General features: G+C 63.0%; 14 protein-coding genes and 3 pseudogenes. 9 read left to right on the top strand and 8 right to left on the bottom strand.

Features of this window, described 5'->3' with window-relative positions:
- Positions 1 to 85: 85 nt before the first annotated feature.
- Positions 86 to 1,285: an amidohydrolase gene (locus NKJ40_RS27400; protein WP_352468741.1), complete on the top strand. Its 1,200-nt coding sequence runs from the start codon at positions 86 to 88 to the stop codon at positions 1,283 to 1,285.
- Here NKJ40_RS27400 and NKJ40_RS27405 read toward each other — a convergent pair.
- From NKJ40_RS27405 to NKJ40_RS27420, 4 genes and pseudogenes are all read right to left on the bottom strand, one after another.
- A complete protein-coding gene (locus NKJ40_RS27405; RefSeq protein ID WP_352468742.1) occupies positions 1,263 to 3,485 on the bottom strand; it encodes a xanthine dehydrogenase family protein molybdopterin-binding subunit in 2,223 nt (740 codons plus the stop codon). The genes NKJ40_RS27400 and NKJ40_RS27405 overlap by 23 nt on opposite strands.
- Complete coding sequence (locus NKJ40_RS27410; RefSeq protein WP_352468743.1) at positions 3,482 to 4,471, bottom strand: FAD binding domain-containing protein; 990 nt, start codon at positions 4,469 to 4,471, stop codon at positions 3,482 to 3,484. The genes NKJ40_RS27405 and NKJ40_RS27410 overlap by 4 nt, the downstream gene beginning before the upstream one ends.
- Positions 4,468 to 4,953 carry a (2Fe-2S)-binding protein gene (locus NKJ40_RS27415; protein WP_352468744.1) on the bottom strand — a complete coding sequence of 162 codons (486 nt, stop codon included), beginning with the start codon at positions 4,951 to 4,953 and terminating at the stop codon, positions 4,468 to 4,470. Before NKJ40_RS27415 ends, NKJ40_RS27410 begins: the two co-directional genes overlap by 4 nt.
- Before the next feature lie 233 nt (positions 4,954 to 5,186).
- Positions 5,187 to 5,595 (bottom strand): annotated as a pseudogene (locus NKJ40_RS27420) (LysR substrate-binding domain-containing protein); the annotation flags it as partial.
- Between the two features lie 184 nt (positions 5,596 to 5,779).
- On the opposite strand from NKJ40_RS27420, the gene NKJ40_RS27425 reads away from it, so the two are divergent.
- A complete protein-coding gene (locus NKJ40_RS27425) occupies positions 5,780 to 6,205 on the top strand; it encodes a hypothetical protein (protein ID WP_352468745.1) in 426 nt (141 codons plus the stop codon).
- Positions 6,206 to 6,858: 653 nt separating this feature from the next.
- Here the strand turns inward: NKJ40_RS27425 and NKJ40_RS27430 are convergent.
- Positions 6,859 to 7,749, bottom strand: a complete 891-nt coding sequence (locus NKJ40_RS27430; protein ID WP_352468746.1) for a LysR family transcriptional regulator — start codon at positions 7,747 to 7,749, stop codon at positions 6,859 to 6,861.
- A 104-nt stretch (positions 7,750 to 7,853) separates the two neighbouring features.
- On the opposite strand from NKJ40_RS27430, the gene NKJ40_RS27435 reads away from it, so the two are divergent.
- The 6 genes and pseudogenes from NKJ40_RS27435 to NKJ40_RS27465 all read left to right on the top strand — a co-directional run bounded on the left by NKJ40_RS27435 (position 7,854) and on the right by NKJ40_RS27465 (position 10,802).
- Entirely contained in the window at positions 7,854 to 8,717 is an 864-nt protein-coding gene (locus NKJ40_RS27435; protein ID WP_352468747.1) for an SDR family oxidoreductase, read from the top strand.
- Between the two features lie 38 nt (positions 8,718 to 8,755).
- Positions 8,756 to 8,911 (top strand): annotated as a pseudogene (locus NKJ40_RS27440) (AtaL-like protein); the annotation flags it as partial.
- 434 nt (positions 8,912 to 9,345) lie between these two features.
- Entirely contained in the window at positions 9,346 to 9,795 is a 450-nt protein-coding gene (locus NKJ40_RS27450; protein WP_352468748.1) for a hypothetical protein, read from the top strand.
- 172 nt (positions 9,796 to 9,967) lie between these two features.
- On the top strand, positions 9,968 to 10,144 hold the full coding sequence (locus tag NKJ40_RS27455) for a hypothetical protein (protein WP_352468749.1): 177 nt from the start codon (positions 9,968 to 9,970) through the stop codon (positions 10,142 to 10,144).
- A gap of 4 nt (positions 10,145 to 10,148) precedes the next feature.
- Positions 10,149 to 10,391 (top strand): DUF982 domain-containing protein, encoded by a 243-nt coding sequence (locus NKJ40_RS27460; RefSeq protein WP_352468750.1) that lies wholly within the window; start codon positions 10,149 to 10,151, stop codon positions 10,389 to 10,391.
- 165 nt (positions 10,392 to 10,556) lie between these two features.
- Complete coding sequence (locus NKJ40_RS27465) at positions 10,557 to 10,802, top strand: DUF982 domain-containing protein (RefSeq protein ID WP_352468751.1); 246 nt, start codon at positions 10,557 to 10,559, stop codon at positions 10,800 to 10,802.
- Here NKJ40_RS27465 and NKJ40_RS27470 read toward each other — a convergent pair.
- Positions 10,768 to 11,106, bottom strand: coding sequence for a hypothetical protein (locus NKJ40_RS27470; protein WP_352468754.1), 339 nt, complete (start codon positions 11,104 to 11,106; stop codon positions 10,768 to 10,770). The two genes, NKJ40_RS27465 and NKJ40_RS27470, sit on opposite strands and share 35 nt — an antisense overlap.
- Before the next feature lie 182 nt (positions 11,107 to 11,288).
- Here NKJ40_RS27470 and NKJ40_RS27475 point away from each other — a divergent pair, with 182 nt between their 5' ends.
- Entirely contained in the window at positions 11,289 to 11,834 is a 546-nt protein-coding gene (locus tag NKJ40_RS27475; RefSeq protein WP_352468752.1) for a hypothetical protein, read from the top strand.
- A 447-nt stretch (positions 11,835 to 12,281) separates the two neighbouring features.
- Here the strand turns inward: NKJ40_RS27475 and NKJ40_RS27480 are convergent, their stop codons facing one another.
- Positions 12,282 to 13,376, bottom strand: coding sequence for an alkene reductase (locus NKJ40_RS27480; RefSeq protein WP_352468753.1), 1,095 nt, complete (start codon positions 13,374 to 13,376; stop codon positions 12,282 to 12,284).
- Between the two features lie 60 nt (positions 13,377 to 13,436).
- A pseudogene (locus tag NKJ40_RS27485) lies at positions 13,437 to 14,027 on the bottom strand (SDR family NAD(P)-dependent oxidoreductase); the annotation flags it as partial.
- Between the last annotated feature and the right edge of the window lie 77 nt (positions 14,028 to 14,104).

The following is a 14,104-nucleotide window of genomic DNA, read 5'->3' on the forward strand; positions in this document are numbered from 1 at the left end:
ATCCGGTTCAAGACGCCTCTCGTCCGGCCTTGTATGCCTGGCAGGATCAAATCGCGCCGCCTTTGTCGGCGTGAAAGGAGGCATCATGCTGCATAATGACCCCATCGCCGCGCTGACACCAGACGTCATAGGCTGGCGACACCATATCCATGCCAATCCGGAGCTCGGATTCAATGAATACGAAACGGCGCGTTTCGTTGCAGAGAAACTACGCTCCTTCGGCCTCGACGAGGTGCATGAAGGGATCGGCGGCACCGGGGTCGTCGGTGTCCTGCGCAGCGGTGGTGGCGCGCGCGGCATCGGCCTGCGCGCCGAGCTGGACGCGCTTCCGGTGCTGGAGAAAACCGGCTTGGCCTATGCTTCGAGGAGAGAGGGCCTGATGCACGCCTGCGGCCACGACGGCCACACCGCCATGCTGCTCGGCGCCGCCAAACTGCTCAGTCAATCCCGCACCTTCGACGGCACCGTCATTTTCATCTTTCAGCCCGCCGAGGAGAACGAGGGCGGCAGCATGCGCATGATCGAGGACGGCCTGTTCAAGCGCTTTCCGGTCGAGGCGATCTATGCGGTCCACAACTGGCCGGGCGTCAGGCTGGGGACGATCGCCGCCCGCGCTGGTGCGCAAATGGCGGCCGTGGACAATTTCGAACTGACCTTCGAGGGTCTTGGCGCGCATGCCGCGATGCCGCAGCTCGGCGACGACCCGATCCTGGCCGCCAGCGCCTTCGTGCAAGCCGTCCAGCGCATCGTCAGCCGCTCGGTCGATCCGCAAAGCGCGCTGGTCGTCAGCCTCACGCAGATCCATGGCGGCAATGTCGGCAACATCGTGCCGGGCAAGGTCTGGCTGCAAGGCACCTGCCGCTTCTTCGAGCACGGCCTTTCCGACCATTGCGAGACGCTGATCGGCGAGATCGCACAAGGCATTGCCGCCGCGCATTCGCTCAACGCCAGCGTCGACTACAGGAGGGGCTATCCGCCGCTGATCAACACCGCGGACGCGACGGCCCGCGCCGTCGAGGCGGCGGCATCCGTCGTCGGCCGGGAGAATGTCTTGACCGAGTTCAGCCCCAGTCTCGGCTGCGAGGATTTCGCTTTCATGATCCGCGACGCCGGCGGCTGTTATGCGTGGATCGGCACCGGCGAGGTCGGCCCGGGCGAAGGCCTGCACGGCGACCGCTACGTCTTCAACGACGAGATCGTGCCGACGGTGATGCGCTATTATGTCAACCTCGTCGAGCAGACGCTTCCGCGGGCCGGCCCTTCTACAGCAGTTTTTCCGGCGTGATCGGCAACTCCCGGATCCGCTTGCCTGTAGCGTCGAAGACGGCATTGGCCACCGCAGCGGCAACGCCGGTGGCGCCGAGCTCGCCGATGCCCTTGCCGCCGATCGGGCTGGCATGCTCGTCCACCTCGTCGACGAAGTGGATTGTGATATCGCCGGGAATGTCGGCGTTGACCGGAATGGCGACCCCGGAAAGGTTCTTCGACAGGAACCGCCCAAGCACCGGTTCGTGCCTGCTCTGCTCCATCGCCGCCATGCCCCAGCCCCAGATGATGCCGCCCGTCATCTGGCTGCGTGCGGTGCGGGGATTGACAATGCGGCCGGCGCTGTAGCTGCCGACGGCGCGACGAAGCCTGAGCAGGCCGAGCCCCGGATCGACACCGACCTCCATGAAGATCGCGCCGAAAGTGCGCATGGCGAGGCCTTTGCCATGCTGCGCCGGATCGAACGAGCCGGAGCCGATGATCTCGCCGATGTCGGTATGGCTCATAACATCGGCGATCGTCTGACCGCCGGCAGCGCCTTTGCGGCGAATCTTGCCGTCTTGCATCTCGACCTCGTCCGGCAGCAGATTGGCAAGACGGGCAAGCTGCGAACGTGCATCTTCGGCGGCTGCGAGCACCGCCGCGCCCACCCCCATGGTCGACGATGAGCCATAGGTCGGACCCGCCTCCGGCAGCTGTGTATCGCCCATTTCCAACTCGATCTTCTCCATCGGCAGGCCCAGCACGTCGGCTGCGATCTGCGGAAAGATGGTGAGTGTTCCGGTTCCTATGTCCTGGGTGCCGGTGCGGATGAGCACCGTGCCGTCCCTGTGCAGCCTGACCTCGGCTGCAGGCGTCGGGTTGCGGAAACAGCCCATGCTGCAGGTCGCCATGCCGTAGCCGATCAGCCAATCGCCGTCGCGTTGCGGCTTGCGCGGGCGCTCGCGCCAGCCGAACAGGCGGGCGCCTTCCTCGTAAGCCTCACGCAGCTTCTTCGATGACCAGGGCTGGCCGGTGGCCGGATCCGTGTCCGCATGGTTGATCAGACGCAGGTCGAGCGGATCGATACCGAGGCGGTGGGCGAGCTCGTCCATCGCGCTTTCAAGGGCCCAGGTGCCGGGACCCTCGACCGGCGCGCGCAGCGGCGTCGGCATGGCGACGTTCGCGCGCTCGACGCGCTGGCTGAGACGCATGGCCGGCGTGGCGTAGAGACCCTTCGAGGCTTCGGTGGCGAACTCGACGAAATCGTCGGTCACGGTTGTCAGGTTGACCACGTCCTGTTGCACGGCGGTCAGCTTGCCGGACTTGTCCGCCGCCAGCACGATCTTCTGTGCCATGCGCGGCTGGTAGCCGAGACAGGAATAGGCATTGGCACGGCTGAGCGCCAGCCTGACCGGGCGCTGCACGATGCGCGCCGCTGCGGCGGCCAGCACCTGATGCGGCCAGATCCAACCCTTGCCGCCGAAGCCGCCGCCGGTATGGCGGGAAATCACGCGGACCTTCTCGGCCGGGATATTCAAACGGGCGGCAAGCACCTGGCGGACACCATAGACGTGCTGCGTGGCGTCGTGCAGCGTCAGCTCTCCGTCGTTCCACTCAGCGAGCGTCGCCGAGGGCTCCATGGCGTTGTGATGGCGCGACGGCTGCAGGTAGACGGCTTCGACCATGGCGGCCGCGTTGCTAAGCCCGCGGTCGATCTCGCCCTTCGTAAACGTCGGCTCCAGGAACAGAAAGCCGCTCTCCCTCGGCACGACCGCAGCCTTGTCGATGGCGGTCCACTCCAGCGGTGCCGGCAATGCCGGCTCGGCGAACTCGTAGCGCAATGCGACGCGGCGGGCGCCGGCTTCCGCCGCCTCCAGCGTCTCGCCCAGCACAATGGCAAGCGGCTGGCCCTCGTGACGTATCTCGTTGCCCTGCATGGGCATGAAGCTCTGCGCCGCCGGCGGACCTTCGGCCTGCTGCATCTGCGTATCGGGCTCGGCCCTCGGTGATGCGAACCGGCCGAATTTGGGCATGTCCTCATGCGTGAGCACGCGCACGACGCCTTCCTCGGCGAGCGCGTCGTCTACCACGATCGACGTCACGCGGCCGGCGGGAACCGGCGCGGTCACCAGCACTGCATGGAGCAGATCGGGAGCAAAATAGTCGGCCGCATAGCGGGCGCGGCCGGTAACCTTGACGCCGCCGTCAGGGCGGGCAACAGGCTGGCTGATCATCATGACGGCATCCTCGCTGCTTTTTCGATCGCCCGCAAAGCGGCGGTCTTGGCCAGTTCGATCTTGTAGGCGTTCTGCGACAAGGGACGCGCTTCGGCGAAGGATTGCTCGATGGCGGTGCTCAACGCCTCGCGATCGCCGAGTTCGGTACCGGCGAGCTGCTCCTCGGCGGCGCTCAGGCGCCACGGCCGCAGCGCGACGGACCCCAGCGCCACGGCAGCCCGACGGATGGTTTGGCCGTCCATCTCCAGCACCGTGGCGGCCGAGACGATGGCATATTCGTAGGATTCGCGCTCGCGCACCTTGAGGTAGGCCGATCGCGGCGCCGCTGCCGGCAGCTCGATTGCCGTGATCAGTTCGCCTTGCTGCAACACATTGTCTGCCTCGGGCCGCGTGTCGGGAAGCAGGTGGAATTCGGCTGCCGGAATACGCCGGCCGCCGCTGCGGTGCGCGGTGACGACAACCGCATCAAGCGCTGCCAGCGCCACCGCCGGGTCGGATGGCTGGGTGGCGACGCAATCTTTGGTCCAGCCGAAGATTGCGTGATTGTCGTTGATGCCATGCAATGCCGAGCAGCCGGAGCCGAGCTGACGCTTGTTGCATGGCAGCTGCTCTTCGGCACGGAAATAGGCACAGCGCGTCTTCTGCAGCAGATTGCCGCCTATCGTTGCGAGATTTCTCAGTTGCGGCGACGCCGCGTTGAGGATCGCCTGGCTCAACACCGGATAGTCGCGCATGACCAGCGCATGCTGCGCGACGTCGTTGAGATGAGTCAGCGCGCCGATCGTCAAGCCGCCGCCGGGCAGTGCCTCGATCTGATCCAGCCCGTCGAGGCGGGAGATATCGATGATCCGCGTCGGCTCGGCAATTCCAAGGCGCAGCCAGTTGAGCAATTCGGTGCCGCCGGCGAGAAAGGCGCTATCCGGCGCGGCACCTGCCGCGATCGTGTCGCCCAGGCTGTCGGCGCGCGCATAGACGAATGGGGTCATTGGCTCACCCTCCCGGCCGCCGCGCGCACCGCCTCGACGATTTGCGGATAGGCCGAGCAGCGGCACAGATTGCCGCTCATCCATTCGCGGATCTCGGCATCGGAGCCGGTATGTCCCTCCTCGATCAGCGCAGCCGCCGACATCACCTGGCCGGGCGTGCAGAATCCGCACTGGAAACCATCATGATCGATGAACGCCTGCTGCACGGGATGAAGCGCATCGCCGTTTGCCAGACCTTCGATCGTCGTGACCTCGCGTCCCTCGGCGGACACGGCAAGTATCATGCAGGCATTCACACGCCGCCCGTCGAGATGCACCGTGCAGGCGCCGCACTCGCCGAAATTGCATCCCTTTTTCGTTCCGGTCAGATGAAGCCGCTCGCGCAGCAGGTCGAGCAGCGTGACGCGGGGATCGAGATCGGAAAGGCTGTGATCCTCTCCGTTCACCCGCAACCTCAATAGGTGCCGATCGTGGAAGTTCATGTGGGGTACCTCGAAGCACATGCCGTACTCGCCGCAAGGACTCGTCCAGCAAGCAGCCGCCCACCTGTCGAGACGAAATAGGGCGGGCGATTCCGGGGGAAAGACGCTGTCATGCGCCGAAAGCAAAAAACGCGCGTTTGAGATTTGCGGCGGAAAGGCTTGCACGACCTACGACCGCTCGATCCCCCAACTCTGGAGTAAGATCTCAGCTGGGTTGACCAGCTTCCTGGGCATCATTTGCCGATATAGGCGGCCAGCTCGTCAGGCGTTCCCATCGGAAAGGCCTGCTTCAGATGGTCGATAAATGCGGAGACGCGGGCGCTCAGCAGCCGCCGAGAGGGATACAGCGTCCACAGGGCGATGTCGGGCCGATCGAGATCCCCCCAATGTACCAGCGTTCCGTCCGCCAGATCATGGCTCACCAGCGACACCGGCAGGCGTGCCGCGCCGACGCCCGCTCGCACCGCATCCCGGACCATGATGAGTGACGACAGCGCAAGGACCGGCTCGATCGCGATTGTTGACCGGCCAGCGGGCGTCTTCACGTCCCAAGCCCTTCGATCGGCTGTCGAACGCATGACGGCCGAGGTCGCCAGACCCTCAGCCGGCCGGGCGAGATGAGGGACTCGCCACGACCACGAGGCACACTGGAATGATTGCGCCTTGGCTCGCGTTCATCGTTTCCGCTGGTGTCGCGCTTGCGCTGGCGTGGTGGCCATACTGAGCATGGGCCTGCTCAATTGTGTTTTGACTATTTGGCTGCACGGGCGCGTAAAATATCAGGTTCGCCCAGTTGTGGGCGGACTAACTCAGGGAGGATAATGTTATGAAGATGACTCGACGTAATGCTCTCGCCCTTGGTGCCACCTCGTTGTCGACCCCGCTATTGGTTGCATTGCCGACTCCGGCAGCGGCCAAGACCTACGGTCCGACTGATGGCAAAGAGATTTTTCCCGGCGTTCGGCTCGTCGAACTGGGAACACGAGACTCCCATATCAAGGGGTACAAGAAAATCGCGATGGAAGACGTCGTGTATCAGCCAAAGGGATCTAGCCCGCTGGGGGATGTCATGGCCGACGACATGGTCTGCACGGTCACTGAAGGCGAGCTGCAGGTCACGGCCGGGGATATGCAGTTCACAGCCAAGGAAGGCGATGTATGGAGCTGCGGCAAGGGTAGCACGAAGGAGGCTGCTACGAACAACGGGACAGTGGTCGCCGTGATGCGGGTGATTAACCTCAAGGCTGAATAAAGCCAAGTTGGCGATCGTGGGCGCAATCCGCGCACGGGTGGAATCTTGCGGGTTAGCGATCTAACCGGCCAGCGCCATTCCAGTGCCAACGCCGATGCTGTAGGAGGGGATTGAGACGCTGATACGGTCGTCGGCGACCCGCCTACCTACCGTGGCCGTGATCGCAACCACGTCACCGATGCCAATGCCCCGCGCCATACACTTGAGTGTGGAGCGGACGGTGCCCCTAGTCAAGATGTTGCTAATATACACGCGGCCTGCAAGCTTCGCCCTTGGCGAGGCGACCCAGCGGCTTGGTTGCGGGGGAGACTGGCAGCTAGAGGCCGCTGGGCCTTGACGGCCAGCGAGCTTAAGAGGAGGCCCTGTGCTGGCTGACCAAAACCTTGCGCTTATGGCAACGGAAAAGCATCATTCGAACGAACACTTTTCGTCCACGAGGAGGGAAGGGAATGCGGTCGGTGGCGCTCTCAATACCTACACATAGCCGGCCGTCAGCAGTGGTGACGATGGCACCGTTCGCGGAGCCGGTTGCCGTTAAAAAATGTCGCGTTCGCGGAAGACATTTCGAATAACGCACCCACCAAGAAAGCACGGCAACTGCTTTCCTTGTGCCTCGCATAAGGCCTCAGCTGGGTTAACCAGCTTCCTGGGCGTCATTTGCCGATATAGGCGGCCAGCTCGTCAGGTGTTCCCATCGGAAAGGCCTGCTTCAGATGGTCGATGAATGCGGAGACGCGGGCGCTCAGCAGCCGCCGAGAGGGATACAGCGTCCACAGGGCGATGTCGGGTCGATCGAGATCCCCCCAATGTACCAGCGTTCCGTCCGCCAGATCATGGCTCACCAGCGACACCGGCAGGCGTGCCGCGCCGACGCCCGCTCGCACCGCATCCCGGACCATGATGAGTGACGACAGCGCAAGGACCGGCTCGATCGCGATTGTTGACCGGCCAGTGGGCGTCTTCACGTCCCAAGCCCTTCGATCGGCTGTCGAACGCATGACGGCCGGGGTCGCCAGACCCTCAGCCGGCCGGGCGAGGTGAGGACTTGCCACGACCACCAGTCGATCACGCAGAAAGGCTCGCCCAACGAGGCTCTCATCCGGATCCGGATTGACCCGGATCACCAGGTCAAATCCCTCTTCGATCATGTCGACGGCGCGGTCTTCCGTCGTGACCTCGAGCCTTACCTCCGGGTATTTCAGGGCGAAGCCGGCAGCGATCTTCCCCATCGCGGTCTGTGAGAACAGCACTGGGGCGCTGATCCGCAACCTGCCTCGCGGCCTTTCGCCGCCTGAGGCGATCGCCGCCGCCGTCTCTTCGAGCTCGGAAAGCAACCGGCCCGCGCGCTCGAAAAGCGCACGTCCTTCTTCCGTCAGTTTCAACGCGCGCGCGCCACGCTCAAACAGCCGTAGATCCAGACTCGCCTCCAGCTCCGCCACCCGTCGGGACAAGGTGGCCTTCGGGCGCCCGGCAGCGCGCGCGGCCTTACCGAAGCCCCCGTGGCGGGCGACCAGATTGAAATCAGCAAGGGCAAGTAGATCCATGTGTTCCACCAATGAGACGGAGTGTCCAGATATAACGCCTACCGACACAAATGTGGATCACTAATTTTCTGGGATGCCATCCGGCTCAACTCAGGAGTAACCCCATGACCATTCTCGTTACCGGCGCGACCGGCAATGTCGGCCGCAACGTAGTCGAACAGCTTGTGAAGCGTGGCGCCAATGTGCGCGCTTTGGTTCGCGATCCCTCGAAGGCCAATTTCCCCGCTGGCGTAGATGTCGTGCAGGGCGACCTGCTCGACGTCGATTCCCTGCGCAAGGCCTTCTCGGGCGTCTCCACCCTTTTCCTGCTGAACGCGGTGGTGGCCGACGAATTTACCCAGGCGCTGGTAGCGCTGGCCGCTGCCCGCGAGGCCGGCATCGAGCGGATCGTCTACCTGTCGGTGATCCACAGCGACCTCTACGTCAACGTGCCGCATTTTGCGGGCAAGTTCGGCGTCGAGCGGATGATCGAGCAGATGGGGCTCAACGCCACCATCCTGCGGCCCGCGTACTTCATGAACAACGACATCACGATCAAGGACGTGGTGACCGGCTACGGCATCTATCCGATGCCGATCGGAGCCAAGGGCGTCGCCATGATCGACGCGCGGGACATCGGCGAGATCGCCGCGATCGAACTCATCCGCCGCGAGCAGGCCGCCGCGCCTCTGCCGTTCGACCGCATCAACCTGGTCGGCCCCGACACGCTGACCGGCGCGGATGTCGCGGCCATCTGGACGGACGTCCTCGGACGCCAGATCGCGTATCCGGGCGACGACACCGCCGGCTTCGAGCAGAACCTGCGGCAGTTCATGCCGAGCTGGAAGGCGCTCGACATGCGCCTGATGGCGGAGCGCTTCCTCACGGACGGCATGGTCCCCGATGCCGGCGATGTCGATCGGCTGACCGCGCTGCTGGGCCGGCCGCTGCGCTCCTATCGCGACTATGCGGCCGCAATTGCCGGCTGAGCCCCATCACCGATGACCTTTTGTCCAGGAGACACATCGTGATTTACACGACCGCTACCGTTCCGGTGAATTCCGGAGGCGAGACCAAGCTGACCCGTGCGCAGATATGGCAGGGCCTCGAACTCAAGGCGCGCGATGCCCGCCTGTTCCTGCCCGCAGGCCTCTGCACCCGTTGCGACCCGATTTCCGCTTCGCGCGGACCGGTCGCCTGGAAGAAGGTGACCTTGCTTTCCGGCTCAAGCGTGACGATCTCGCGCAGATCAGCACCGGCGATCGTAGCTTCGCGCACGAAGTGCGCTGCGCTCTCCTCCACGACGCCTTCATAGCTAGTGGTCGGGTTATTCACATCAGAAAGTTGCGCCAACGGCAATTGCAACCAGCTGGTGAGCGAGCTGCTTCATAGGCACGGACGACAACGCAAAGCCAGTCCGTCAAACAATCAGCCCGATACCCTCTCCAGCACCCTCGAAACCTGCTTCGCTGTCCATCGGCCGCCGCGTGTGCTGAATAGCGGCGAACCCAAAGGCTCCCCAACGCAACGTACCCCGACTACGCGCGTTCTAGTGAATGGGAGGGCGCCATAGCCGATCTGACGGGGGTGGCCTGATGACAAATCGGAGCAACAGGGATGGCAAAGTTTAAAGAAGCCCTTGAGCGCGGGAAAGAAGCTCGCCGTCAGCAGGAGGAGCCCGTCGGCGGCGCGGAGATGGGGAAGCGAGATGCCCCCATGTTGGACTTCAGCGAGCAAGCAAAGGCCTGGCTAAACGACGTCGTGATTGCATCGCTGGAGGCAGCCAAGGCTGACGTGGCAGGCGAGGTGGCTGTCGACATAGACACCGCGCCACGCCGGCGGGTCAAAGCTTTAGCCCCGTCGATTCGTTTCCAGATCTACAGGAAGCGAGAATTGGAGAAGGCGCCTAGAAGAACCTTTACGGTCAACGTTAAGGTGAGCGGGGCGGTGTCCGTATCTTCGCCGGGGATGGTGACGAAAGATGTGGGAAACATAGGGGATAGGTCCGACCTACGGGTCCGCACCTTAATAGCCGAACTGATCGAGGACGCTGCCAAGGGTACATAGCAAGGCTGTGTCCACCGGCGCCGTAAGGGAACGGAGGGGGGTACGGGGGGTCCTCGCGCGAGCCAGTTGTCCGATCACCCCCTCGGGTTTTTGTACCAAACATTCCCCGCCCTCTAAGGAACAAATCCGCTCGCGAGGGGGGTTCGGCCCTATTAAGCATGTAGGCCTGAACGTGGTCGAAATCGATAAAGCCAAACAGGAAGTTGTTGCCGAAGTTGTGCGGCGGTGGATCACTTCAGAGGTAATCCGCAATTACCTTCGCGCCATGCTAAATCTGCCTGTAGAACAGGAGCTGCCGGCTGAGCAAAAGCATTTGCTGCAGGAACTTGATCGGGCCGGCAAAGAGTGACTGCATGGCGCTCCATTGGTTCTCCCCGCCGGTCCCTGTAAGGACCGAGGGTAGCGGTTCGACGCGCAAGGTCAGCAACGCTGAAGCAGCCGCTGAGGAACTCCTGAAGTGGACCAACCATGGCCTTCAGTGGGACCTCGCGGTGCGCGTTTGCATCGCCGTGATTTCCGACCAGATGGAACCCGAGGAGGCCCGCAAGGCATTCCTGGCTGCCGCTAAGGAGCAGGGGACGTTAGTCCCTCCATAAGGTGGAGGCCCGCCGCTCGTGAGAAAGGCGACGGACCCAGCAGGCGGCTGCATCCACGAAGAATCGACCGCTGCGATTTCTAAACTACAGAGCGCCTGCGTTGTTCCATTATTGCGGACTACAACTGGGTTGGTCGGCAGGCTCGTCCCGCTCTAGATTCCCCTCATGGCAACCCATTGGTTCGTCCCTCCTGTGTTCGTAAGGACTGCGTCCGGTGATAGGCATGGCTGCAACAATGCGAGGGCAGCCCTTGAGCAGCTAAAGACGTGGACCCGGAGAGGACCTTGCTGGCACAAGGCGGTGACCCTCTGCCTGTCGGCTGTGGAGGGCGATCCGATTGACCCTCACGTGATACGAAAGGCATTTGAGGCTGCCGCTAAGGAGGCCAAAATGTATCTCTCTCCTGAGTAGTAGTGTCATGGCGACCCATTGGTTCTCCCCTCCGGTCAACGTCAAGACCGTAAGCATCCGGTAGGGACCGCGGCGTGCCGGATTTGACGGGACAACTAGCTGTCGCCTGGTCTCGAATGATTTCGCGAAGGGCCTCGATGCCGAAGTCGCTAAAGACAGGGGTTGCGATTCCATCGATATCGTAGACCCACAGCTTACCATCCTCAGGCTCGAGCTGGTCCGACAGGTCCCACAGCAGGTCTTCATCCTGGCCCAGGATTTGGGCGAGGCGCCGGATCATGAAGACGTGGGCGATCACTGCCATGGTTCAGGCGGCTGCCGCTTGCTGATCGGTCTTTCTCCATTCCCAATTGAACCGCGTAGAGGACACGAACTATCATCACCCGGTGTTGCAACCGGTACGAGTTTGCGACAGACTCAGTCCCAACAAGCCGGCCATCTGATGGACATCGCTCGAGCTCTACGGCACCAAGCAAGGGGAATGCGATGCGTGCATATTGGTTGATGCGCATTGCCGCGCTTGCTCTCAATGCCGCGCCGGCGGCAGGGGAACCTTCGGTCGAGCGAGGACTCTACATCTCCATCATCGGCGGCTGCCACGATTGCCACACCGAAGGATATAGCGAAAGTGGCGGCAAGATCGATCCGGCCAAGGCTCTCAAGGGAAATGCACTCGGCTTTCAGGGTCCGTGGGGAACCAGCTATGCGGCAAACCTACGACTGACGGCCGTCGACCTCACAGCCGACGGCTTCGTTTCATATCTTCGAGGCCTTGGGACTTATCCACCGATGCCAGGGTATAATGTACGGGCGATGAGCGATGAGGACAAGAAGTCGCTCTATCTCTATATCCGCACGCTCGGTGACGCAGGCGAGCGAGCGCCGGCTTTCGTGCCGCCTGGCGACAAGGTCCATACGCCTTATATCGTCCTCGCCCCGCCCTTGTCGCCGCCCGCCTGCACACGCGATTTCGATTGCGGTGTAGGAGAAGTCTGCGATCCCGGCGGCTCCGGGCAGTGCATGAAGAGATAACGCTCAGACCAGCTGGCCGCCATCGCGCACTGGCATTCGCTGGCGACCAGCTCTACTTCGCCGGTGCCATTCAGAATTGTCCAAATGTGTTGAAGGTCCGCCTTGGCATGGTAAGAGATGCGGGCGGTTATGGCGGTGACCTCGTCCAAGGTGAAAGGACGGCGCTTGTCCTTGTCGGGCTCGGCCTTATCCTTCGACGCGGCCTCCAAATTCATGAAGGGATTGGTGACGCCAGATAGGTCAAAGTCTCTTATGGCGTGGTTGATGACCGCGCGAACTACGTTCAAGTAGCGATCTACCGAAGACGCTTTGCGACCGTCAAGCATGTGATCCATGTGATCGCGGACTTCCATGGCATCCGCGCGCTTAATGCTTGCCAGCTTGCGATCCACTATCGCAGACAGCGCAGAAGGGTCGGGGCCGCACCAAAATGCGGCGCCGAAGGGATCAGTGGCTGCTTGCGGCTGCGATGGCGGGATAATCCGTATAGCCCGCGGCGCCCCCGCCATAGATCGTAGCCGGGTCGACGGCCGCCAGCGGTGCGCGGGTCTCAAGCCTCTCCACAAGGTCGGGATTGGCGATGAAGGGGCGGCCGAAGGCGAACAGGTCGGCCTTGTCCTCGGCCAGCCGCGACGTCGCGAGGTCGAGATCATAGCCGTTGTTGGCGATATAGGTGTTGTTGAAGCGCCGGCGGAGCGATCCGAAGTCGAACGGTACGACATCGCGCGGCCCGGCCGTGGCGCCCTCGACGACATGAATGTAGACGATGCCCAAGGCATCGATTTGATCGACGATATAGTCGAACTGTGCCTGAGCATCACTGCTCGAAACGCCATTGGCGGGCGATACGGGCGAGATCCGGATTCCGGTGCGCGCGGCGCCGATCTCCTCGACCACCGCAGCCGCAACCTCCAGCATCAGACGGGCGCGGTTCTCGACCGAGCCGCCATAAGCATCGGTGCGGACATTGGCGCCGTCTTTGGCGAACTGGTCCAGCAGATAGCCGTTGGCACCGTGAATCTCGACGCCATCGAAACCGGCCTCAATGGCGTTAGCTGCCGCTTGCCGGAAGTCGTTCACGATCCCAGAAACCTCTTCGAACTCCAGCGCGCGGGGCTCCGAGACGTCGACGAAGCCATTGTTGACGAACGTCTTGGTCTGGGCCCGGATCGCCGACGGCGCAACCGGCGCCGCCCCGTTCTCCTGTAGGTCGACGTGCGAGACGCGGCCGACATGCCAGAGCTGCAGGAAAATCCGCCCGCCCTTGGCGTGCACGGCGGTCGTGACCTTGCGCCAGCCGTCGATCTGAGCCTGGGAGTAGATGCCTGGCGTGTCCTGGTAACCTTGTCCCTGCCGCGAGATCTGCGTGGCCTCGGAAATCAGCAAGCCGGCCGACGCGCGCTGGCCGTAATACTCCGCGGCGAGATCGCCTGGAACGAAGCCCGGTCCAGCGCGATTGCGCGTCAGGGGCGCCATCACAATACGATTGGAGAGGGTTAGCGAGCCGAGAGTATAGGGCTCAAACAGCGTTTTGCTCGTCATAGGTCACCTTTGTTTGTCCCCGCTGCGGCGGGGTCGTTATCGAAATGGCTTCGTTGGTGCTCAGGCGACCTTGCGGTACCGCTCGGCGGGATGTTCGTTCCGATAGTTTGGAAGCATGGCCTGGCGCGCGGCCTGAAGCGCGTCCCACTGCCCGGCATCGGGAAGCGGCGGGATGGTCACCGGTTCGCGGCGGTCGAATCCGACCAGCGCCGCATCAACCAGATCGTCCACCTCCATCACGTTGGAAAGCGTGTTGACGTCGGCGCCGACGTGTTCCCAGATCTCCGTTCGCGTCGTGGCGGGAAGCACGGCCTGGACGTAGACACCCTTCGGCGCGAGCTCGAGGCTGAGTCCCTGCGACAGAAACAGCACGAAGGCTTTGGTTGCGCCGTAAACCGTCATGCCGAACTCCGGCGCCAGGCCGACCACGGAGCCGATGTTGACGATCGCGCCTTCGCCCGCCGCCGCAAGGCGCGGGGCGATGGCACTGGCAAGCCGCAGAAGGGCGGTCGTGTTGAGCGCTACGAGCCGTGTAACGTCATCCGTGCTCTGCTCGATGAAGCTTCCGCCGATGGCCGTTCCGGCATTGTTGACGAGGATCCCGATGCGGGCGTCGTCGCGCAGCCTCGTCTCTGCGTGTTTCGGTAAGTCCCGGACGCCGATTTCACTAAGTCCCGGACAGTGATTTCAGTAAGTCGCGGACAGCATTTCCGCTAAGTCCCGGACAG

Origin of the sequence: Mesorhizobium sp. M0119 (assembly GCF_040322615.1) — a bacterium.
In the GTDB taxonomy this organism is placed as follows: Bacteria; Pseudomonadota; Alphaproteobacteria; order Rhizobiales; family Rhizobiaceae; genus Mesorhizobium.